We start from the raw sequence: 21439 nt of genomic DNA, 5'->3' as shown, positions 1-21439 counted from the left end.
TCGGTAGAAAAGAAGCGTTCGACTTGCATGTATTAGGCACGCCGCCAGCGTTCGTCCTGAGCCAGGATCAAACTCTCATAATAAAAGTTGAACACGACCTTGCGATCGTTAAGCTCATTTGTTTGCTAGCATATTGCTTCGCTTGTTAAAAATTGTTGTTTGTTTTTACCATTGTAAAAACAACCTACACATTTGGTTCGTCTTACTTTGTTCAGTTTTCAAAGGTCTACGTTGTTACCTCGCAGCAACTTTTATATCATATCAAATCTCCGATTTGATGTCAACACTTTTTTTAAAAAGTTTCAAAGTTTTTTCTGCTAGGCGTTGTCGTTTGTTTCAGCGACAACTTCATTAGTTTATCAGGTTGTTTGTTATTTGTCAACAACTTTCTTCCTGATTTTTCAAGTTTTTTTGAAACTTGAAATGTTATTCTATTTTGGTCGTTTCGGCTGTTTTGCTTAGTGCCTTGCGACAAGTAATAATATAACAAGTTTTTCTTAATTGGTCAACCTTTATTTCAAAAAAAAGCAAACTTTTTTTAGCAGCAATATTTGCCATAAATGTTTTTTCGTCTTTAGAGATGGTTTCTTTATTTAGTCACCATTTTAAAATAAAATCACTTGAAATTCCGATACTTTATTAGAATATATATGAAAATAGTTCGAATTTCAAACCTGTACTATCTTGTGAATGACCAATATGCGTAAAGCCATTACTTTTGTAAAATGCTACTAACTTATGATTACTTGCTAAACAATCTAAGCGTAATTCATTTGTTTGTGTTTCAAATTCCTTTTTTAAAGCATCTAGCAACTCCTTGCCGTATCCTTCTTTTCTATAGAGAGGACGGATAATTACTCGATGAATATATCGTGATTTTTGTGTTGTTCCGTATTCTTTCCAAAGTAATTCATCCCATGCAGTTGGTGTTTCCCACGCTGCAGCCATTCCCACTAATTGTTTTGCATTATTATAGAAGAAAAAGACTTCTCCTTTTTCTACCGCCTTGACTAAGCCGTGTTTATCTTTGCCTTCCAGAACGTCAGACCATTGATCACTTCCTATCTCTTGCAACCACTCTGCAGTTTCTTTCAGTAGTGCCAATGCAGTCTGTGCCTCTTCGCTTTTGGCTTTTATAAGTTTCATTATTTTTCCTCCAGTTGAGTTGTGGCTTTTAACGAAAAAGACGGGCAAACCAAAACCTGGTCCGCTCCGCCTATACTATCTTGAATATCAGGAGTGCAGAATCAACTTCTTCTATTCTATATCTCTAATTTTTAAAACATCGGTACTCCTTCAATCTCATAAGAAGCGAGTAACGTTTTTAATTCAGACGGTTTTTCCCAAACATATGTATCACCAATACTTGGTACGACTGAATCTTCATTCATTTCAAATACAAATAAAGGCAAATTTTCAACCTCTGTATGTGCATTCGTTAGTTCTACCAAATTAATTGAAGTAACATCTAATTGAACTTCTTCTTTGAAAAGCTGCAACATACTGGCTAAAGCTGTCATATCTTCAGAAACTTTTGTTGTAACAAACTCCATAGTTTCACCAACTGGTTTAACTAAAAACTTTTTAGAACCATCGTTTAAATTCAGCATAATAGTTCCAGCGACTTTTTTGTTAGACAAAACATCCACCTCAATTAATTTTTGTTTTCATAAACTAGGAAAATTGTACCATATTTTCTGAAAAAAAACAGAATTATTTCGACAACAATTTTTCCATCGCTTCATTTCGCCAAAGTGGCAGCTCTTTTTCAAGCGTTTGAAAGCCGATTTTCTTGTTTTTATTCGTAAAATATTTTTTTCGTCTATAGCTCTGCTGCTGAGTCTGATTTTCCAATGTTCTCAATGATAAACTAATTTTTTTCGTATATTCATCAATATCGATGATTTGTACGCTCACTTTTTGTCCAACCTCTAACAAACTGTGAATATTTTTCGTATAGCCAGCTTGGACTTCTGAAACATGAATCAACCCTTGAACAGTTTCACTTAACGAAACAAATGCTCCATATGGTTGCAAGCCTGTGATAGTCCCATCAACGATCATGCCTATTTTATAATTCATTTCTATTAGCCTCTTTTCAATTATCACACTAAAATACTGTTCTCATTTAAAATAATATCATGTTCCGTTGAAATCTGCATAGATTTCTTTCTTCTATTTAAGATTCGTTCTTTTTGTTCATATTTTATTGAAAGTCTATTATACTATAGATATCGTTCATGCTGTATACGATTATTTATAGTTAGAAAGGAAGAATCCAATGGTAGAATTTGATAAAGTATATGACCGCCGTAATACAAACTGTGCAAAATGGGATTCCATTAAAGATACCTATGGAGAAGATGGCTTACTTCCATTGTGGGTAGCAGATATGGATTTCAAAGCAAACCGACCTGTTTTAGAAGCTTTAGGAAAAACCGTAGAACAAGGAATTTTAGGTTACTCACCTGCTCCAGCCTCGTTATATCAAGCTATCCAGAGCTGGCAGCAGCGTCGTCATGATTATTCTATTAATAAAGAAGCAATTCTTTTTAACAGCGGAGTCGTTCCTAGTCTTGCTTTAGCTGTTCAAGCTTATACGCAACCTGGCGATGCCGTTTTGATTCATGATCCTGTTTATCCGCCATTTGCTAAAGTCGTTGAACAGAATGATCGGAAACTTGTCCGTAATATTTTGCAAGTAGAACAAGGTCATTTTGTCATGGACTTAGAAAAAATGGAGAAACAAATCATCGAAGAACATGTCCGTTTGTTTATTTTGTGTAATCCGCATAATCCTGGCGGACGTGTTTGGACTTCAAGTGAATTAGAAGCTGTAGGAAAATTATGTGCGAAACACGATGTGCTTGTTGTTAGTGACGAAATACATCAAGATTTGATTTTTGCTCCTCATACATTTACAACTTTTGCGAATGCTCATCCTAGTTTTAAAGATTTTTCCGTAACGATGACAGCTGCAACAAAAACGTTCAACTTAGCTGGAATCAAGAATTCCATGGTATTCATCGAAAATGCTGATTTACGAAAAAAATTCGTTGATGTTCAAAAACGAAATTCTCAAGATGAAATCAACATTTTTGGTTATGTTGGAACAGAGGCCGCTTATGAGCATGGCGATACTTGGCTTGAAGAACTGCTTGATTATTTAAAAGGCAATATTGACTTAGTCTCTGAATTTTTAGCAAGTGAACTTCCACAAGTCAAAATGATGCGTCCAGAAGGCACCTATTTAATTTGGTTAGATTTTTCTGCATTTGGTTTGACTGATGCGGCACTTCAAGATCAGTTAGTTCATAAAGGTAAAGTCGTATTAAACGCCGGCATCACGTTCGGTCCTCAAGGAACACAACATATGCGTTTAAATGTTGCTTGTCCTAAAGAAACACTTCTAGAAGGACTAAAAAGAATGAAACACGCTTTTGAATAATAAAAGAAGACACAGACCTGCTTTACTCGGCCTGTGTCTTTTCAATTTGATTATTCGCTAATTTCTACTTTATCAATCACCACATCAAATGTTGGACGATCTTGAGAATCTCTTTGAACGCCGCCGATCTCATCAACAACATCCATTCCCTCTACCACATGACCGAAAACAGTGTGACGGAAATCTAACCATGGTGTTCCGCCTGCTTTATACGCTTCGATCACCTCTGTTGGGAAACCTGCACCCTCTAGTTGTCCCATCATATTTGCTGGTACATTTTGATTATTAACGATAAAGAACTGACTACCGTTTGTGTTTGGTCCTGCATTTGCCATTGATAATGCGCCACGCAAGTTGAAAACATCTTTAGAGAACTCATCTTCAAAAGCTTCTCCATAAATACTTTCGCCCCCCATACCTGTTCCAGTAGGGTCACCGCCTTGGATCATAAAATCAGGGATAACACGGTGGAAGATCACACCATCGTAATAGCCTTTCTTTGCTAATTGAACAAAATTTTCAACTGTTTTTGGGGCTTGTTCTGGAAAAAGCTGAACCGTAATATCTCCTCTGTTGGTCTTAATCACAGCTTTTGGCCCTTTAACATTTGCTAAATCTAATTGTGGAAATTCTGACATCTTTATTTCCTCCTAGTATAATTTTTACTTTTCCATTTTATCATAACCAATGTCAATTGAACATTCCATTATCTTGGCCTAAAGATTTAAGAGTTCCTTGCTTTCACAAACTTCCACTTGCTTTTTTCTGTTACAAGTGATATTTTGTGAAAAACGATATACGCTGATTTTCGTTTTTTCTTAAGTAGAATAGAAAATTTTTTTATAAATGGAAACAGGAGGAATTTTTGATGTCTGATTCAAAGAATATTTATGATCTAACTATCGTCGGCGCAGGACCGGTTGGTCTTTTCGCCGCTTTTTATGCAGGGATTCGTAAGGCGAAAACTAAAATCATTGATAGTCTTCCCCAAGTGGGCGGGCAATTATCTACGCTTTACCCTGAAAAATATATTTATGATGTTCCTGGCTTTCCCGCAGTTAAGGCGAGTGAACTAATCGAAAACCTAGAAAAACAAATCACTCCATTTGCTCATGATATTTGTTTAGAAGAAGAAGTACAAAACTTGGTTCAAGAAGATGGGCATCTGCGCATTGAAACATCTAAAGGCATTCACTACTCTAAGGCAGTTATTTTTGCGATAGGTAATGGTTCGTTTCAGCCAAGACGTTTAACGATCGATGGTGCAGCGGAACTTGAAGGAAATCACGTCCACTATTATGTTACAGATATGAATAAGTTTTCTGGTAAAAAAGTGGCTATAGCGGGTGGTGGTGATTCTGCGATCGATTGGGCTTTGATGCTTGAGCCGATTGCAGAGCGTGTGTCTATTATCCATCGTCGTCCAGAGTTTCGTGGTCACGAGCATAGTGTGGATAACTTAAAAAATTCTGACGTTTCTATTTACACACCCTATGTCATTGACCAACTTTTGATGGAAGATGATTCATTTAAAGGGATTCAGTTGAAAGAGACCAAAGCCGACAATTTTGAGAAACTTGATTTAGATTCTTTGATCATCAATTATGGCTTCACTTCTTCTTTGGGACATTTAAAAGACTGGGGTTTAGAAGTCAGTCGAAATGCGATCGAAGTCAATTCAGATATGTCAACGAATATTCCTGGCGTATATGCTGTCGGTGATATTTGCAACTACGACGGAAAAGTTAAATTGATTGCTACTGGATTTGGTGAAGCACCTACTGCCGTGAACAATGCGCTGCATTTTATTAAACCAGATACTAGAACACAACCCATGCACAGCACTAGTTTATTTGAGGGAAAAGAAGCAACTATGCTTTGATAAAATAAAAGATACGAAATAAATGGTTGCAAAAGTCAGTTTTTTAGACAATTTCGCAAAAATCGAACAATACGCTTTTTGTATTGTTCGATTTTTGTATTCTCGATCCTAATCGACTTTTGTTTCAACTTTGTTTTTATTAGCCCATCTCTTCTTGCCAAGTGTGTAGGGCTTTTTTTATATTTTCAACCAATTCTTCTGGTGTCTCGCCAGTAACTCGCTCTCCTTCGAATAAAACAAAAAGTGTTTGGGCGCAAAGAACACATTCGTTCATACAAGAATACGTGACAACATCAGTATTTTCTTCAATAAACGGATCACTTAATACTAATTCTCCACCATTAGCTAAGTTTTGTTCACAACATTCTATTAATGGATTCATTGATCTTCTCCTTGCTTTTTTCTCTTTAGATAGTATACCATTGATGTAATCTAAGTTTAAAAATGATGCATCGGAGGTTTTTATTTTGGTTATAAAAGGTGAGACATTAGAAAAAAAAGCACGACAATTATTGAAAGATCGTGGTGTTGAGATGGAAGATCTGGCAGAATTGGTTCTATTTTTACAAAAACCATATATCGAGAATCTTGATTTGGCGACATGTATTGAAAATATCGATAGTGTTTTATCTAAACGTGAGGTCCACAACACGATCATTACTGGCATTCAGTTGGACATTCTTGCAGAAGAAAAGAAATTACTCCATCCATTACAGGACATTATCGAAGATGATGAAGGATTATACGGCATCGATGAAATTTTGGCACTTTCAATTGTAAATGTTTACGGTTCAATTGGTTTTACTAATTACGGCTACATCGATAAAGTTAAACCAGGTATCCTTGCTAAATTGAATTCTCATGAGGGACCACAGATTCATACTTTTTTAGATGATATCGTTGGTGCTATTGCTGCTGCTGCAGCAAGTCGCTTAGCACATTCTCAACCAGACAAAAGTCGAATCACGCAATAAAAAAGAAACCCTTTTTTGTTTAATAATTTATACATCGTTTTAATTGCCTCAATAGTAATTCTTCCTTTATAATAAATATAAAGTATAAAGTGCTTTCTATACTTATGTTTAAAGCCACCACTATAGGTTTCAAGAGTTTTTTGACGCTTGTTTTCAGTCATAGATTTTCTTCCCCAATAGATAAATCAGCCGCCTATAGTGATGTGCTTTATTCTGTGTATCCTTACGCACTGAAGCTCCACTTATAAGGATACTAAAAATAAAGGGATAGAAGTAAAAATAAAAAGCAGTGTCAGAATCTTCTCCAACACTGCTGTTTCGCTCAATAAATAAAGGCTGGCATGTTCGTGCTCTCATACATTTTAGGGGTAGATATTTTCCTAAAAATTGAGTACAATAAATCATGTCAGTGCTTTTTGCATCGACGAGGGCAACTTGATTGGTCAGTGTCTGCTGACTTTTCAGGGCTTCATAGTTTGGCTGCCACCAAATTGTGAAGTGCCTTTTTTATTTTATTATTTACTTCTATCCTGTACTTATTGTACAAGATGAGTGAATGTTTCGTCAATGCTGATTCTGCTTTATTTTCTTTTTAGCATTCCGATATTCGGTTTCTTAGAAAAATTTTTATCTCCTCACTCATTGGTTGATACGGCCATTTTCACTGTTTGCAATGCATCAAAATGCTTAACGGTATAAACGATCGTATCTTTTTGCCAAGCAGCTGAATTGATTTGATAGCTGTCACTTACACTTGCCGTTAAAGAAATCTGACCTACATTTTTAGGAGCGGGCAACATTGCTTTTTCTAAATAAGTAACAACTTCCTTAGCTAGAGGTTCTGCTACTTCTCCACCAATATTAGACGCCCGAACAACCAAACTCCAATTTCCTTCCTGCCAAGATAAATACGTCGAACCGGCAGCTCCTTGTTCGTATCCTGTAATCCCATATCCTAGATCCACTTTATTTCCACCTGTATCAATAACTTGTTCCACTCCGGCTGCGGCTTCTTCTGCTGATCCATATGTTTTCTTTTCAAATGAAGCGATTGGCTGCAAATTATTTACTGCCGGATCATTCACCGCAATCGGATGATCTTCTGCGTAGTATAATACTCTAAAATTATTTTGATCAGCCGTTCCAGTTGTCGCTGAAGTTAAATAAGTTGCAGTTCGACTAGTCAACAAACGTTGAGGTAAGCCATCATTTGGAAACAGTGCGCCCAACTCATCTAAAACCGCCGTTGCTTGTTTTTCTGGCGTATTATTTTCTGGCTGCGCTGCTGTTTGTGTTTCACTTGTTTTTGGTTCAGTTGACGAAGCTTTTGTCGAGCTGGATGATGCACTTGATTTAGTGGTGCTTTCTTTTGTTGAGGACGATGTTGTACTATTTTTTTCCGTTTGTTTTGACGAAGCTGAACTTTCAGATGACTGCGTTTTCTCTCCACATGCTGCTAAAGAGATTCCTGCTAATAAAATTAATGAATAAATGGCTGGCTTTTTCATCATTTTCCCCTCCTATTATTGTTCTTCTTTTTTAGTTTATCATCAAATAGCAGAATACTCACTTTATACGATTGGAAGGGATAGACTATTTCCCAAAATACTTTTGCAAACAAAAAAAGAGAACGCATATTCCATCTTCGAAACGTCCGAAGACGCCGACAGAATACCATTCTCGTGGGTTTGGCACCCAATGGGTCGTGTGAGTATTTAGTTTATATTCAAATAAAAATGTAATGATTTAAATTCTTTTAAGCGTACTCAAATTGAATAGATAAAGAAAATGACCTCATTTTTAATTTTAAAGGAGGTCAAAAAGAGGTCAGAGGTCATTATTATTTAGACTCTTTCTGATTAATTTGCTCATCATAAGCTTCCATTGGATCAAGGTAACTTATCTGTTTGTTAATCTTTTTCAGTATGAAATCGTAGCCACCTTCTTTACCACCTAAAATTTTCAAATCATTTTCATTAGCTTTTTTATCAGAATTAAATATTTCTTTAACTACTGTCTCAATTTTCTCCTGAGCTATTTTATAACTATTGGAATTTTCCTCAGTTAATTTCACTTCAAGTTTTTCTGCATTATCTCTAGTGTATTCCTTAATATTATTTAAGTCATCCTCAGTTATTTCCACATTTTCTAGTGGTGTAGAAAGCAATACAACATTATTAACTTTATTGTTATATTGAAATTCAATATCACTAATAATAACTAAAAAAGGCAATGTATCCACATATATTTTAAACCTATCTTCAACATTAATAAACTCTCCATGAATTACATCACGTATTCCTTTTTTTGCAAAAAAAGATTTTGGTAAGACTGATTTGACAATACTACCCTTAGTCGTATTTTCTACTAATTGTTCAGTAATCGCATCATAAGATACTGGTGAAAGAACCAAATTAGACAACCTACTCCCATCATTATTTACAAAATAGACTTTACTTGGAATAAACATTAAATATGACGGTGATGGAATTTTATCCAATTTAGAATTAGATTCATTAACTAACTCGTAAAAAGGTTGATTAGTCCATAAATTTTGAATAATTTTTAAACTAGGCTCGTTTTCTCTTTCAGCAATCTTCAAAGATTTTGTTGAGTTTTCTAAAGACTTATTAGAATTTTTACAAGAATGAATTGATATGCTTAAGGCAAATAAAGATATTAATAATGTTGCTGATTTGAAAAAGTATTCACTAAAAACAAATTTCTTTATTTTATTCATTATATCCCTTTCCAGCCAAATCGTCTTTTTAGTAATTTATCCATATTCTATAGTCTTCCCCTTAAAATGAAAGATTTAATATAAACTTGACAAAGCGAGGTCTTTTGCAATCAGAGTATAATATTAAATTTACTAACTAATTCTTTAAATTCTTCCAGATCATTAGTATTTAGAATATGATTTTTTGTATTTTCTGAATAATCTATTTTATTTATATTATTTAAGTTAGAATATTTATCTGTAACATGCTCTTCTTTTTTTAAGGTACAAGACAAAATCACTTGAGTATTTACGCTCTCAAACCTTGGTATCATAAGTTCTTCTTTACTTGTTGATAGTTCACCTTCCCTAAAGCCATCCATTATAATTGGAAATGGTAACTCTAAAAATTTATTTATTGCTATTAATTTAGCTGAAAGAAACTCTTGCCTATCACTACCTGAATGTGTATCATTTTTTTTAGTAAATAAACTATCGAACTCTAAATTCCCATCACTATCAAAATAATGATATTCTTTTTTCATTAACTCTAAAATCCGCTGTTCTGCTAATTTAGATTCAGCAGAGGAATTTTTATTCTGAGTTTCTAAAGTGGATATTTCTAATTCTAAACTATCTTTAGAATCCAATAGCTCTTTTAATTCATTATTATAATCAGCTAAGGATTTATTATAATCTGAAAAATAGATATAATCTTCAAGAGTTATTCCTTCACTTTCAAGAACTTGATTCTTATTATTAATTTTTTCTCTATACAAAGATTTTTTTTCATTAACTTCAAATTGGGTTGTTAAAATTTCTCTTTCAATAGAATTAAGAATTTCTTTTCTAATTACGGGATTAGATATATTAAAAGAAAAACTATCATCTTTAGACTTATAAATTATATTTTTAGAGTTACAATCTGCACAAGTAACATTTCCTAGTTTTAGTTCTCTTTTTAAGGAATTCAATTCATTTTTCAATCTATGCCTAGAAGATAGATAGTTTTCAAAACGAGCTAGTTCTTTATCTAACTCTGAAATTTCATTATCTCTCTTCTCAATAGCTGACTTAACCCTCTCATATTTTTTCTCCACTTTAGCTAGATTAGTAACCTCTTCATACTTTTTCAAGCGCTTCTTGTACTTAATTGATTTTGATTTTTTATCAATATCTATTTTAAGTCCTTTTAACTCTTCTTTCAGTTCACTAATTTTTTCTGTTAATCCTGTTTTAGATAAGTAATCGTACTTCATAAATGCAATCATATTTATAAAATCTACTTTGTTATACCGTCCAGAATTAACTGTATTAGAAGTATTTCTTGAGTCTTGACCTACAAAGTATAATTGATGAAATAATTCCAAAGAAGCCGTTTCTTTCTTCTCTTTTTTCATGAATTGTGGAAGTTTGTATATTTCACTATCAAAATATTTTGTAAAATCTTTTACAGTTTCAAATAATTGAAATCCATTATTTGAATCAATTACAATGAACTGTTTCTTTCTACGTAAAATTTCAATATCAGAATTGTTTATATTAATTGACAAATAATAATAATGGCTATTAACATCAAAACTAGTTGGATATACAGGTTCGTTTCCTAATGCATACAAAATAGATTGTATCACTATTGTTTTTCCTCTATCATTATCATCACTTATAATAATATTTACACCATCTGAAATTCTATTTTCTATAAACGCTTGTTCTGAATTACCTATTGCTACTGTATTAATTTTCATATTTTTCTAAATACTCCTTTACCCCGTTTTGAATTAAAGCTATAAAAAAAATATATTTATCATCACCATCACGAAGAAATTTCATCTTATTTATAAAGGGTCTTTCTAACTTTTGATAAATATCTACAACTGATAAATCTGAGTTTTTTAAAATTAGATTGTACAATTCACAAAAAGTTGTCCAAAAAGCTCTCTTACTATTTTTGTCAAAAATAGTTTTCCTTACTGCATCAATACACAGTGTATGTAATTCTTTTAATTCCCATTCCGAAGATACTTGACGAGTATTCATAATATAAAAACTAAAACTAGATGGAATTGCATTTGTACAAAAATCTAACATAATAATTCTATTAAAAACTAACGTTCTTAATTCTTCACTTACAAAATGTTTTTTAAAATCTACTGCTTCAGACGCTACATTTAGCGTTAAATTTTCAACGTTAATTTGTTTTAGTTTATTTTGTGCATCTCTGATTTCATTAAAAATATTTTTTAAAAAAAATTTATCCACATTTAATGATTTATTTTCAAGAAAGTTTAGTACTAATTGTTCATGTTCAACTGATAATATAACTATATAAGTTTTAGATAGAAATTTACTGATTTTATCTTTAATAGCAAGGTCAGTATTATTTTTCACATATTTATTTAAGTATGTTTTATCATTTATTTCTTCAAATAATCCTTTCTCTACTTTACTCAATGCATCTTGTTGAAGGTAATCTATAATTTTTGCAGTTTTACTTTTAGAATTTACATTTTTCTTAATATTTTTTTCATTAAGATCACAAGGAATTGTCAAATAATAAGAGTCAAATTCTATAGATGAAACATAGTTTTTAAAAAGTGTTACTAAATATCTACCTAATTTTTTAGGAGACATATTTTTGTCATTTTTAGATTGCACATCAAATAAAAATTCATCTTTTTCTGTCATTGATGTAACATCGTTAAATAAGTCTATAAAATAATAATGCATTTTACTTCTATTACTATTTAATGTTATTAAATAGAGTAACGATGCTGTTTCAAAACTTGATGCAGACTCATTTAAACTTTCTGTAGACGATATTGTGTAACACACTGTAACAACCTCCTCTTTTTCAAAACAAGAATTAATAAAAAAATACTAAATTGAATGTAATAACATACAAATCCAGTGTACCACATTTTTTATTAAATAAAAGAAGAAATCCACTTACTGAATTTCTTCTTTACAAAATACAATTATTTAATATTAATTTTTTTATTTCACTAGCAACCTTAGCAACCTTCTTACTTAAAAAAATCAATCAACAATCTCATATCTAAATTTTCTATATCTATCGCTTTCACTAAGACACCTCTAGCCTGATCGTTAGATGAAATTTCTACTTCTCGATAATCAATTATACTTCCGTTTTCATCATATATAGGTTCATTGTATTCTATAAACGAAGCATTCTCTTCAATACTTTGTACAGTCGCTAAAATATTTTCCCGATAGGATTCTAATTCTCTAAACTTAGACTCTCTATCAGTTATTACCCTTTCATCAATATTTAAGGAATAAAAGAGCTGATTAGGAGTAACTTTGAATAAGTCCAATATTTTTTCTAACGTATCACTGGCTGGAAAGTTGCTCCTTTTTCATAACTAATTACACTATGCTTTGACAAACCTAAACTTTCTGCCAACTCAACTTCAGTCAAATTTAACTTCTTACGATATTTTTTGATATTTTCAGCTAAATTACTTTTTTACATTGGTTAAAACCTCCGTAATTTAGACATACACACGTATGTCTACTTGCCCAAGCTGGTGTAGATTTACAAGCAATTCAAGAAAGAATTGGTCATGAAGATTCTAAAACAATGAGAAAATTTTATCTTCATGTTACAAAAGAAGTAAACAAACAAGCGGCGGTAGAAAAATTTGCTGAACTTATGCATCAGCAAAACTAATTTAAGTACTCGAAATAAAAAGAAACTGTGGTACGAATCAGAAAAAGAAACTCTGACAGGTATCACAGTTTCTTTTTAGAATACTTTATACTTTCTCTCTACTTCTTAATTCATTAATTTGTGTCTCCATCCTTTGCATTAAAAGAGCGAACTCAATATTAAAGACATTAAATATCTGTGAACAAGAGTAGTATTCTTTGGCAATTTTTCTTTTATCTACTGGGCGTTTCTTATCACTAAAAAAACGTCCTAATAAATTAAGTGGCTCTTGCCAAGATTTCAATTGCTCCAACATATCATAAAGTTCAAAAATATCTTGATGACTTAATTTTTTGATTGGTTGATTATTTTCAGATTTTAGTCCATGCTTTGCTGAATTATCCATAAATATACCTCTTCCCTTCTTTTTACTACTTTAAAAACTTTCTTTCCTAAATTATACAACATTTAAAAATGTTTAACAACCCAAACAACTGTTTTAATGTTGTAAAAAAGATACTTATATGATGTAGAATAGTGTAAAAGGAAGTGAATAATAGCTATGAATAATTTTGAAACTTTTTTATCTGAAAGACTTCATAAATTTAGAACAAAGAAAAATGTCAGTGCAAGAGAAATGAGTATTGCAATCGGACAAAATGAAAATTACATTAATTCAATAGAAAATAAACGTTCTATGCCTTCAATTCAAATGCTTTATGCTATTTGTGAATACTTAGAAATTTCTATTAGTGATTTTCTCTATGAACCAAAAAATCATAGTCAACTAGTTTCAGCCATCAATAATAATTTGGTTGATTTAGATGACGAAACATTAGAACATATTCTAGCGATTTTAAAGTCTTTGAATAATAAATAATATAAGCCAAAGTAACCGACTTGAATAAGTCAGTACTAATGGCTTGTTGATTTATCAAAAATGTGATTAATTTGTGCCCACAAACGTGCCCATGAGATAAAAACAAACAAAAAAAGAGAACGCATATTCCATCTTCGAAACGTCCAAAGACGCCGACAGAATACCATTCTCGTGGGTTTGGCACCCAATGGGTCGTAAGGGGCTCGAACCCATGACCCGCTGATTAAGAGTCAGCTGCTCTACCAACTGAGCTAACGACCCAAATAATTAGTACTTAAATATTGTAGCACTTGCTTGCTGTTTGTTCAAGAGAAAATATACGACACAACAAAAGAAATGATCGTCCCTTTTCTTTCATTGTGTCGTAAGACTATTTTTCCTGTTCTTTCTTCACTGGACAAGTCGTGTGACAGTCATCACAGCTCTTTCCAGTTTTTATTCGAGAATAGATCACGTATCCTGCTCCGCCAAAAATCAGTACTGCTAAAATAAACGTAGCCATTTTCCTACCCTCTTTCTAATGTTGCCAGTGTAATCACTGTTTCTTCTTTTGTCTTTGGTTTTCTGAACAGATAATAACCCATAATAACCACGAGTAAAATAGCAATAAATAAACCTGCACCAATTTGACCATTTTCAAAAACAACATGACCAACTTGATAAATGATAAAACTTACAACGTATGCTAACCCGCACTGATAACCAATTGCTCCCCATGTCCATTTCCAATCGCCCATCTCTCGACGAATCGCACCAATTGCGGCAAAGCACGGCGCACATAATAGATTAAATACCAAGAATGAATAGGCTGCTACGGGTGTAAATGCCGCTTGAAGCGCTGCCCAAACCTCTACACCATCTTCTGATACTTCGCTCAAATGTCCAAATAAAATCCCAAAGGTTCCGATCACATTTTCTTTTGCAACTAGCCCTGTGATCGTGGCAACTGCTCCTTGCCAAGTTCCCCAGCCAAGCGGAGCAAACAGCGGAGCGATAACTTTTCCTAAATTTGCTAAAATACTTTGATCCTCGGCTGCTTCTTGCAGCGTAAATGAGTACGTTGATGTAAACCAAATAATGATACTCATAACGAAAATGATTGTTCCGGCTTTTTTAACAAATGATTTACTTCGATCATAGGCATGACGAATTACGCCTCGTAGCTGCGGCATATGGTAAGCTGGTAATTCCATGATAAATGGTGCTGGATCACCCGAAAATGAGCGAGTCTTTTTTAAAGCAATTCCGGATAAAACGATTGCGGCAATCCCAATGAAGTAAGCTGAAGGTGATACCCAGCTGCTTTTTGGAAAAAATGCTCCCGCAATCAAAGCAATGATCGGCAATTTTGCTGAACATGGCATAAACGTAGTGACCATGATCGTCATTTTTCGGTCTTTTTCATTTTCGATCGTTCGGCTGGCCATAACTCCAGGAACACCACAACCTGTTGCAATCAACATCGGAATAAATGATTTACCCGATAACCCAAATTTTCTAAACAGACGGTCCATTACAAAAGCAATCCGTGCCATATAGCCACAATCTTCCAAGAAACCTAAACACAAGAATAATACGACCAACTGTGGCAAAAAGCCTAAAACTGCTCCAACCCCAGCGATAATTCCGTCCAAAATCAAACTTTGCATCCAGGAAGCCACTTGCCAGCTCTCTAACCAGCCAGTCACTGTTGTCGGTACAATGTTGCCAAACAGCTCGTCATTGATCCAATCTGTCCCCATAGTTCCAACCGTTTGAATCGCTAAATAATAAACAAACCACATAATCACAGCAAAAATCGGCAGAGCAAGCCAGCGATTGGTAACGATTCGATCGATCTTGTCACTCGTACTAAATGAAATCTCATTTTTTTCAATTGCACATAGTGCGGTCAAGCGAGTTATAAATTCATAACGTTCATTAATCACGATTGCTTCACTATCATCACCAAAAATCTGCTCCGTGATTTTAATGATCTCTGCAATTTCTTTTTTCTGTAGTGAACTTAATTCTAATTCAGATTCTACTCTAGCGTCTCGTTCAAATAATTTGATACTGTACCAACGTGCTTGTTTTTCTAGTACAGTGTTTCCCAAAACATCGATGATTTCATTCAGAGCTGCTTCTAAGCGATTATCATAAGTAGGATACGTTAATTCAGTTGTGTCCGCTCCTTTTACTTTGATTGCTTTTTTTATTAGGTCATTCAATCCGCGATTTTTTAACGCACTGATTCCTAAAACATCTACGCCTAGACCATAAGCTAGTTTTTCGATATTGATCTTTTTTCCAGTTTTATCCAATATATCCATCATATTCAGACCAACAACAACTGGAATACCAGTCTCCATTAATTGCGTGGTCAAATATAGATTCCGTTCTAAATTAGTCGCATCAACAATATTAACGATCACATCTGGAGAACCGCTCAGCAGATAATCTCTTGCCACAACTTCTTCTGGCGTATAAGGTGAAAGAGAGTATATGCCAGGTAAATCCTGTATCGTTATCTTCTTATCTTTTTTGAGTTTGCCTTCCTTTCGTTCAACAGTAACACCTGGCCAATTCCCGACATATTGATTGGCACCTGTCAATGCATTAAAGGCAGTCGTTTTTCCACTATTTGGATTTCCTGTCAAAGCAATATGCTGTTCTTTCATACCCTTACCCCACTTTCTGTACTAAAACTAATTCTGCTTCACTTTTTCTTAAAGTCAGTTCATAGCCGCGCAAGTTGATTTCGATTGGATCTCCTAAAGGAGCCATTTTTCGAATCAATAAATCTACTCCTTTAGTCAAACCCATATCCATCAAGCGTCTTTTGATTGCTCCTTGACCATGAATCCCTATAACACGTGCTTTTTCACCAACCGCCAACTGATCTAAAGAAACCCAATTTTCTTCGTCTAGATTTTTTTCTACTATTATAATTTGCTGCAATACAGATAAATTGATTGCAATCCGACTATTGTGTAAAAGAACAATGCCGTTTTCAGCAGAAAAGTTCAGCAGCACTATTTTGCCCCCCGGCACAAGGCCAAGATTGTTCAAGTGCTTCTTTGCAAATCCTTCTGCCTGGATCTCGTCGATCATATAAACCCTGTTCAATTTTGCCTGTGCCAATGTCAACATTGTGTAGCCTCCCTTAGTTTAAAAGCGGAACAAATCGTTTAATCCTTTAGAAAATTAGGAAATTAGGAAATTGATATCGAGATATTTTTTGTCTCGCTAGCAATTTATCTATTTTCCGAATGATTGATTTGTGTAGCTAGATAATATAATTCATCAATTATCACTCACAATATATAAATTTGTGAAAAAGTTTCATTCTATTTCTTAGTGATATTGATAATCGTTCTCATTAAGTATACCTGTTTGTGAGACTTAAATCAATGTCCTTTCTACCTACTATAGTAAGAAAATAATTGTCAAGTTTGTTGGGGAAAATATTTCTAGTATCTCTCTAGAGATTCACCCCCTATATCTTGTGTTTCCTTTGTCAAAAATCTGATCAAAAAAAATAATAAATTTCTTTTTGGAACACAAAAATCCCCTTAAAAAGCTTATAAATCTAGAGAATACGAGCTTTCACATTCCTTTCAAAAACACAAAACATGGTATTAGGATGAAAAACGACCACAATATGTAGTGCCTAAGTGTTGACTTTTTCCCAGAGAGATTTATACTAGTGAATGTAAACTAATTGAGGGGGAAATAAAAATGAACGTAAAAATCTTTTCTAAAAATAATTGTATCCAATGTAAAATGGCAAAACGCTTTTTGAGCGAAAATAATATAGCATTTGAAGAAGTAAATATTGATATCCAACCAGATGCGATCGACTGGTTAAAAGAACAAGGATTCCAAAGTGTTCCGGTTATCACTTCTGATGCTGCAACAGTTGTAGGATTCCGTCCAGATCAATTAAAAAACTTGGCTAGCTAGGATGAAACTCGTCTATTTTACAGTTACCGGACAAACCAGACGCTTTATTAAAAAATTGGATTTGCCAGCTTATGAAATTGAGCCTGCGAATCCTTTTTTTGAGATAAATGAACCATTTATTCTAATTGTACCAACCTATGATGAAGATATTACCGAAGTGATCAACGACTTTCTTGATCATAAAAGTAACCATAAACAATTAGTAGGGGTTGCCGGTGGCGGCAATCGAAACTTTGCAGATTTATTTATCTATACAGCCAAAGACATAGCACGTGATTACGACGTTCCGTTACTTTTTGCTTTTGAATTTAGCGGTACAAACGAAGACGTAGAATCCTTTAAGAAAGTAGTGAATGAACTTGAGTCTAAAAGAAATTAAAGATGTTAGCTATTTTAAGTTAAATAATGAAATCAATCGTCCTGTGAATGGACAAATCCCCTTGCATAAAGATAAGGAAGCTTTGGAAGCATTTTTTAAAGAAAATGTAGAGCCAAATACAAGAACCTTTGATACTGCAACAGAAAAGATCAAATACCTGATCGATAATGACTATTTAGAAACTGCCTTTATCCAAAAATACTCTATGGCTTTTATTGAAAAATTATATACATTTCTGGATGAACAAAAATTTGAATTCAAATCATTTATGGCAGCCTACAAGTTTTATTCACAATATGCACTTAAAAATAACGAAGGAACTGAATACTTAGAAAGTTATGAAGATCGTGTAGCTTTCAATGCACTATACTTTGCTGACGGTAATGAAGAATTAGCAATGGTTTTAGCCGATGAAATGATTCACCAGCGTTACCAGCCAGCAACTCCTTCTTTCTTGAATGCAGGACGCAAACGTCGCGGCGAGCTGGTCTCTTGTTTCTTGATCCAAGTAACAGACGATATGAACAGCATTGGTCGCTCGATCAACTCTGCATTACAATTATCACGTATTGGCGGCGGTGTCGGCATTACATTAGCTAATCTCCGTGAAGCAGGCGCTCCAATCAAAGGCTACGAAGGAGCTGCCAGTGGCGTGGTTCCTGTTATGAAATTGTTCGAAGATAGCTTTAGTTATTCAAATCAATTAGGGCAACGTCAAGGTGCTGGAGTGGTTTATCTAAATGTCTTCCACCCAGATATTGAAATGTTCCTTTCAACGAAAAAAGAAAATGCGGATGAAAAAGTCCGTGTAAAAACTTTATCACTAGGCGTTGTGGTTCCAGATAAATTTTATGAATTAGCTCGTAATAATGAAGATATGTATCTATTCAGTCCGTATAGTGTAGAGCGTGAGTACGGTGTACCTTTCTCTTATGTTGATATTACTAAAGAATACGATAATTTAGTGGCTAACCCTAAAATTCGCAAACGTAAAATTAAAGCACGTGATCTAGAAAATGAAATTTCTAAATTACAACAAGAATCAGGTTATCCATATATCATCAATATCGATACAGCTAACAGAAGCAATCCTGCTTACGGCAAAATCATTATGAGTAATCTATGTTCAGAAATCTTACAGGTTCAAACGCCTTCTATTTTAAATGGCAAACAAGAATACGAACAACTTGGTACAGACATCAGCTGTAACTTAGGTTCAACAAATATCGTTAATTTAATGGATAGTCCAGACTTTGGGAAATCTGTTCGAGCAATGACACGTGCCTTGACTTTTGTTACAGATGCATCAGATATCGATGTCGTTCCTTCTATTCAAAATGGGAATCGCTTAAGCCATACCATTGGACTAGGTGCAATGGGGCTGCATACATTTTTCGCTAAAAATCATATGGAATACGGCTCTAAAGATTCATTAGATTTCACTAACGTCTACTTTACACTTTTAAATTACTGGACATTAGTTGAAAGTAACAACATTGCAAAAGAGCAAAACGAAACTTTCCATAATTTTGAAAAATCAGATTATGCAAATGGTTCATATTTTGACAAATATATCGAAGGTGACTTCACTCCTCAATCTGATAAAGTCAAAGAAATTTTTAAAGATATCTTTATTCCAACAGCTGAGGACTGGGCAAACTTACGTGATGCAGTGAAGAAAGACGGCTTGTATCACCAAAATCGTTTAGCTGTAGCACCGAATGGCTCTATTTCTTATATCAATGATACAAGCGCCAGCATTCATCCGATTACTCGAATGATCGAAGAACGCCAAGAAAAGAAAATTGGTAAAATTTATTATCCTGCACCTTATTTAGCAAATGATACAATTCCTTATTACACTTCTGCTTACGATATGGATATGCGTAAAGTGATCGATGTTTATGCGACAGCGCAACAGCATGTGGATCAAGGAATGAGCTTGACCTTGTTTATGCGCTCTGAAATTCCAGAAGGCTTGTATGAATGGAAAGATACACCAAAACAAACAACTCGTGATTTGAACATTTTACGTCATTATGCCTTCCATAAAGGTGTTAAATCAATTTATTATGTACGTACATTTACTGATGATGCTGAGGAAATCGGTAGTAACCAATGCGAAAGCTGTGTGATCTAGAAAAGCGGAACGAACTCGTTTTGCTCTGACTGAAAAATAGAGAAATTGATTGTGGCGTTCTTTGCCACTAGCCTTTTTCTTCTTTTTTCTGAAGAGCTAGTTCGTGATGCTAGATCAATGAAAAGCGGAACAGACTCGTAAAAACAAGAGAGCGGGACAAAACTAAAAATTCGTTTTGTTTCGCTCTCTAAACCCGAATAAACGGCGAGAAAAAAGCAGCTCCTTCGGAAATAAGCCAGAATTGCTGTAAAACACAACGAGAAACGAGTTGATGTTGCACAGTACCTACTTGGTTCTTGGAGCTAAACACTTTTGTCTCAGCCTCTCTATGATTTAATGTATTTTATTGTATCGGTTTAATGAGGAGGAAAATAAATGGCAACATACTATGAAGCGATCAACTGGAACGCGATTGAAGATGTGATCGATAAATCAACTTGGGAAAAACTAACAGAACAATTTTGGTTAGATACTCGTATCCCTTTATCCAATGACCTAGATGACTGGAGAACTCTTTCAGACCTAGAAAAAACAACTGTAGGCTACGTTTTTGGCGGCTTAACTCTATTAGATACTGTTCAATCAGAAAGCGGTATGGATCAGCTGAGAAAAGATATCCGTACACCGCATGAAGAAGCAGTTCTTAACAATATCCAATTTATGGAATCTGTCCATGCCAAAAGTTATTCTTCTATTTTTAGCACATTGAATACAAAAAAAGAAATCGATGATATTTTTGAATGGACCAATACAAATGTTTACTTACAAACTAAAGCAGAAAAAATCAATGAAATCTACAAAAATGGTACTCCACTAGAAAAAAAAGTTGCCAGTGTTTACCTAGAAACATTCTTATTCTATTCTGGTTTTTATACACCTCTATACTATTTGGGTAATAACAAATTAGCTAACGTTGCGGAAATCATCAAATTGATCATTCGTGATGAATCTGTCCATGGTACTTACATTGGGTATAAATTCCAATTAGGTTTCAATGAGCTGACTGAAGCTGAACAAAATGACATGAAAGATTGGATGTACAACCTTCTTTATGAATTATATGAAAATGAAGAACGCTATACTGAAGAACTTTACGATGAATTGGGCTGGACAGAAGAGGTAAAAACGTTCTTACGCTATAATGCAAACAAAGCGTTGATGAACCTTGGCATGGATCCATTATTCGCTGATACAGCAAATGATGTAAATCCAATCGTTATGAACGGTATTTCCACAGGAACAAGTAACCACGATTTCTTCTCACAAGTTGGAAATGGGTATTTATTAGGAACCGTTGAAGCAATGAAAGATGACGATTATTTGATTGGCATGGAATAATAGATAAGAGAGACGAACCATAACTTATTGCGTTATGGTTCGTCTCTCTTTCTATCTCTTA

At 34.0% G+C, this 21439-nt stretch carries 23 protein-coding genes, 1 tRNA gene, 1 rRNA gene and 1 pseudogene; 9 read left to right on the top strand and 17 right to left on the bottom strand.

The features are described 5' to 3' along the window. The 4 genes from BCR25_RS17835 to BCR25_RS17820 form a co-directional block, all read right to left on the bottom strand. Positions 1-83, bottom strand: a 16S ribosomal RNA gene (locus tag BCR25_RS17835); the annotation flags it as partial. Positions 84-639: 556 nt separating this feature from the next. Next, a complete protein-coding gene (locus tag BCR25_RS17830; protein WP_069664959.1) occupies positions 640-1146 on the bottom strand; it encodes a GNAT family N-acetyltransferase in 507 nt (168 codons plus the stop codon). 131 nt (positions 1147-1277) lie between these two features. After that, the gene (locus BCR25_RS17825) at positions 1278-1649 is read right to left on the bottom strand and encodes a hypothetical protein (protein WP_211272522.1); all 372 of its coding nucleotides are present in this window, start codon (positions 1647-1649) and stop codon (positions 1278-1280) included. 64 nt (positions 1650-1713) lie between these two features. Continuing rightward, positions 1714-2082 carry a CvfD/Ygs/GSP13 family RNA-binding post-transcriptional regulator gene (locus BCR25_RS17820; protein ID WP_069664957.1) on the bottom strand — a complete coding sequence of 123 codons (369 nt, stop codon included), beginning with the start codon at positions 2080-2082 and terminating at the stop codon, positions 1714-1716. Between the two features lie 199 nt (positions 2083-2281). On the opposite strand from BCR25_RS17820, the gene BCR25_RS17815 reads away from it, so the two are divergent. Further along, positions 2282-3448: a MalY/PatB family protein gene (locus BCR25_RS17815; RefSeq protein WP_069664956.1), complete on the top strand. Its 1167-nt coding sequence runs from the start codon at positions 2282-2284 to the stop codon at positions 3446-3448. 50 nt (positions 3449-3498) lie between these two features. On the opposite strand, the gene BCR25_RS17810 is transcribed toward BCR25_RS17815, so the two are convergent. Next, positions 3499-4086, bottom strand: coding sequence for a peptidylprolyl isomerase (locus tag BCR25_RS17810; protein WP_069664955.1), 588 nt, complete (start codon positions 4084-4086; stop codon positions 3499-3501). Between the two features lie 230 nt (positions 4087-4316). Between BCR25_RS17810 and BCR25_RS17805 the strand changes: the two genes are divergently transcribed. Next, a complete protein-coding gene (locus BCR25_RS17805) occupies positions 4317-5330 on the top strand; it encodes an NAD(P)/FAD-dependent oxidoreductase (protein WP_069664954.1) in 1014 nt (337 codons plus the stop codon). Positions 5331-5469: 139 nt separating this feature from the next. Here the strand turns inward: BCR25_RS17805 and BCR25_RS17800 are convergent, their stop codons facing one another. Continuing rightward, the gene (locus BCR25_RS17800) at positions 5470-5712 is read right to left on the bottom strand and encodes a DUF1450 domain-containing protein (protein ID WP_069664953.1); all 243 of its coding nucleotides are present in this window, start codon (positions 5710-5712) and stop codon (positions 5470-5472) included. 85 nt (positions 5713-5797) lie between these two features. On the opposite strand from BCR25_RS17800, the gene BCR25_RS17795 reads away from it, so the two are divergent. Beyond that, positions 5798-6304 (top strand): phosphatidylglycerophosphatase A family protein, encoded by a 507-nt coding sequence (locus BCR25_RS17795; protein WP_069664952.1) that lies wholly within the window; start codon positions 5798-5800, stop codon positions 6302-6304. Between the two features lie 635 nt (positions 6305-6939). On the opposite strand, the gene BCR25_RS17785 is transcribed toward BCR25_RS17795, so the two are convergent. From BCR25_RS17785 to BCR25_RS21020, 6 genes are all read right to left on the bottom strand, one after another. Next, on the bottom strand, positions 6940-7812 hold the full coding sequence (locus BCR25_RS17785) for a hypothetical protein (protein ID WP_069664950.1): 873 nt from the start codon (positions 7810-7812) through the stop codon (positions 6940-6942). A gap of 332 nt (positions 7813-8144) precedes the next feature. Next, positions 8145-9044 (bottom strand): hypothetical protein, encoded by a 900-nt coding sequence (locus tag BCR25_RS17780; protein WP_069664949.1) that lies wholly within the window; start codon positions 9042-9044, stop codon positions 8145-8147. Positions 9045-9154: 110 nt separating this feature from the next. Then, positions 9155-10771, bottom strand: a complete 1617-nt coding sequence (locus BCR25_RS17775; RefSeq protein ID WP_069664948.1) for a coiled-coil domain-containing protein — start codon at positions 10769-10771, stop codon at positions 9155-9157. After that, on the bottom strand, positions 10761-11858 hold the full coding sequence (locus BCR25_RS17770; protein ID WP_069664947.1) for a hypothetical protein: 1098 nt from the start codon (positions 11856-11858) through the stop codon (positions 10761-10763). Before BCR25_RS17770 ends, BCR25_RS17775 begins: the two co-directional genes overlap by 11 nt. Positions 11859-12049: 191 nt before the next feature. Next, positions 12050-12361: a hypothetical protein gene (locus BCR25_RS17765; protein WP_069664946.1), complete on the bottom strand. Its 312-nt coding sequence runs from the start codon at positions 12359-12361 to the stop codon at positions 12050-12052. 8 nt (positions 12362-12369) lie between these two features. Beyond that, positions 12370-12492: a helix-turn-helix domain-containing protein gene (locus BCR25_RS21020; protein ID WP_083242749.1), complete on the bottom strand. Its 123-nt coding sequence runs from the start codon at positions 12490-12492 to the stop codon at positions 12370-12372. Between the two features lie 57 nt (positions 12493-12549). On the opposite strand from BCR25_RS21020, the pseudogene BCR25_RS20055 reads away from it, so the two are divergent. Next, a pseudogene (locus BCR25_RS20055) lies at positions 12550-12717 on the top strand (site-specific integrase); the annotation flags it as partial. Positions 12718-12802: 85 nt separating this feature from the next. Here the strand turns inward: BCR25_RS20055 and BCR25_RS17760 are convergent. Further along, positions 12803-13102, bottom strand: coding sequence for a hypothetical protein (locus tag BCR25_RS17760; RefSeq protein ID WP_069664945.1), 300 nt, complete (start codon positions 13100-13102; stop codon positions 12803-12805). 156 nt (positions 13103-13258) lie between these two features. Between BCR25_RS17760 and BCR25_RS17755 the strand changes: the two genes are divergently transcribed. Next, positions 13259-13576 carry a helix-turn-helix domain-containing protein gene (locus BCR25_RS17755; RefSeq protein WP_069664944.1) on the top strand — a complete coding sequence of 106 codons (318 nt, stop codon included), beginning with the start codon at positions 13259-13261 and terminating at the stop codon, positions 13574-13576. A gap of 188 nt (positions 13577-13764) precedes the next feature. Here BCR25_RS17755 and BCR25_RS17750 read toward each other — a convergent pair. The 4 genes from BCR25_RS17750 to BCR25_RS17740 all read right to left on the bottom strand — a co-directional run bounded on the left by BCR25_RS17750 (position 13765) and on the right by BCR25_RS17740 (position 16708). Then, positions 13765-13837 (bottom strand) — tRNA-Lys (locus tag BCR25_RS17750). Between the two features lie 109 nt (positions 13838-13946). Continuing rightward, entirely contained in the window at positions 13947-14078 is a 132-nt protein-coding gene (locus BCR25_RS20050; RefSeq protein ID WP_071879540.1) for a FeoB-associated Cys-rich membrane protein, read from the bottom strand. A 4-nt stretch (positions 14079-14082) separates the two neighbouring features. Beyond that, a complete protein-coding gene (feoB, locus tag BCR25_RS17745; protein ID WP_069664943.1) occupies positions 14083-16236 on the bottom strand; it encodes a ferrous iron transport protein B in 2154 nt (717 codons plus the stop codon). Positions 16237-16240: 4 nt separating this feature from the next. Next, positions 16241-16708, bottom strand: coding sequence for a FeoA family protein (locus BCR25_RS17740; RefSeq protein WP_069664942.1), 468 nt, complete (start codon positions 16706-16708; stop codon positions 16241-16243). 588 nt (positions 16709-17296) lie between these two features. Here BCR25_RS17740 and nrdH point away from each other — a divergent pair. From nrdH to nrdF, 4 genes are all read left to right on the top strand, one after another. Then, complete coding sequence (gene nrdH, locus BCR25_RS17735) at positions 17297-17521, top strand: glutaredoxin-like protein NrdH (protein ID WP_069664941.1); 225 nt, start codon at positions 17297-17299, stop codon at positions 17519-17521. Position 17522: 1 nt separating this feature from the next. Continuing rightward, entirely contained in the window at positions 17523-17900 is a 378-nt protein-coding gene (gene nrdI / locus BCR25_RS17730) for a class Ib ribonucleoside-diphosphate reductase assembly flavoprotein NrdI (RefSeq protein ID WP_069664940.1), read from the top strand. Beyond that, a complete protein-coding gene (nrdE, locus tag BCR25_RS17725) occupies positions 17881-20040 on the top strand; it encodes a class 1b ribonucleoside-diphosphate reductase subunit alpha (RefSeq protein WP_069664969.1) in 2160 nt (719 codons plus the stop codon). Before nrdI ends, nrdE begins: the two co-directional genes overlap by 20 nt. 375 nt (positions 20041-20415) lie before the next feature. After that, entirely contained in the window at positions 20416-21378 is a 963-nt protein-coding gene (nrdF, locus tag BCR25_RS17720; protein WP_069664939.1) for a class 1b ribonucleoside-diphosphate reductase subunit beta, read from the top strand. The last annotated feature ends 61 nt before the right edge of the window (positions 21379-21439 follow it).

Source organism: Enterococcus termitis (genome assembly GCF_001730305.1).
GTDB classification, from domain to species: domain Bacteria; phylum Bacillota; class Bacilli; order Lactobacillales; family Enterococcaceae; genus Enterococcus_L; species Enterococcus_L termitis.
This window is presented reverse-complemented; position numbering and strand designations above follow the sequence as displayed.

Bases quoted from the DNA above. Each gene is read 5' to 3' on its own strand.
- BCR25_RS17760 (WP_069664945.1), bottom strand. From the start codon at position 13,102: ATGGATAATTCAGCAAAGCATGGACTAAAATCTGAAAATAATCAACCA.
- BCR25_RS17775 (WP_069664948.1), bottom strand. From the start codon at position 10,771: ATGAAAATTAATACAGTAGCAATAGGTAATTCAGAACAAGCGTTTATA.
- BCR25_RS17820 (WP_069664957.1), bottom strand. From the start codon at position 2,082: ATGAATTATAAAATAGGCATGATCGTTGATGGGACTATCACAGGCTTG.
- BCR25_RS17800 (WP_069664953.1), bottom strand. From the start codon at position 5,712: ATGAATCCATTAATAGAATGTTGTGAACAAAACTTAGCTAATGGTGGA.
- BCR25_RS17785 (WP_069664950.1), bottom strand. From the start codon at position 7,812: ATGAAAAAGCCAGCCATTTATTCATTAATTTTATTAGCAGGAATCTCT.
- BCR25_RS17780 (WP_069664949.1), bottom strand. From the start codon at position 9,044: ATGAATAAAATAAAGAAATTTGTTTTTAGTGAATACTTTTTCAAATCA.
- BCR25_RS17810 (WP_069664955.1), bottom strand. From the start codon at position 4,086: ATGTCAGAATTTCCACAATTAGATTTAGCAAATGTTAAAGGGCCAAAA.
- nrdI (WP_069664940.1), top strand. From the start codon at position 17,523: ATGAAACTCGTCTATTTTACAGTTACCGGACAAACCAGACGCTTTATT.
- BCR25_RS17830 (WP_069664959.1), bottom strand. From the start codon at position 1,146: ATGAAACTTATAAAAGCCAAAAGCGAAGAGGCACAGACTGCATTGGCA.
- nrdH (WP_069664941.1), top strand. From the start codon at position 17,297: ATGAACGTAAAAATCTTTTCTAAAAATAATTGTATCCAATGTAAAATG.
- BCR25_RS17815 (WP_069664956.1), top strand. From the start codon at position 2,282: ATGGTAGAATTTGATAAAGTATATGACCGCCGTAATACAAACTGTGCA.
- BCR25_RS17755 (WP_069664944.1), top strand. From the start codon at position 13,259: ATGAATAATTTTGAAACTTTTTTATCTGAAAGACTTCATAAATTTAGA.
- feoB (WP_069664943.1), bottom strand. From the start codon at position 16,236: ATGAAAGAACAGCATATTGCTTTGACAGGAAATCCAAATAGTGGAAAA.
- nrdF (WP_069664939.1), top strand. From the start codon at position 20,416: ATGGCAACATACTATGAAGCGATCAACTGGAACGCGATTGAAGATGTG.
- BCR25_RS17805 (WP_069664954.1), top strand. From the start codon at position 4,317: ATGTCTGATTCAAAGAATATTTATGATCTAACTATCGTCGGCGCAGGA.
- BCR25_RS20050 (WP_071879540.1), bottom strand. From the start codon at position 14,078: ATGGCTACGTTTATTTTAGCAGTACTGATTTTTGGCGGAGCAGGATAC.
- BCR25_RS17740 (WP_069664942.1), bottom strand. From the start codon at position 16,708: ATGTTGACATTGGCACAGGCAAAATTGAACAGGGTTTATATGATCGAC.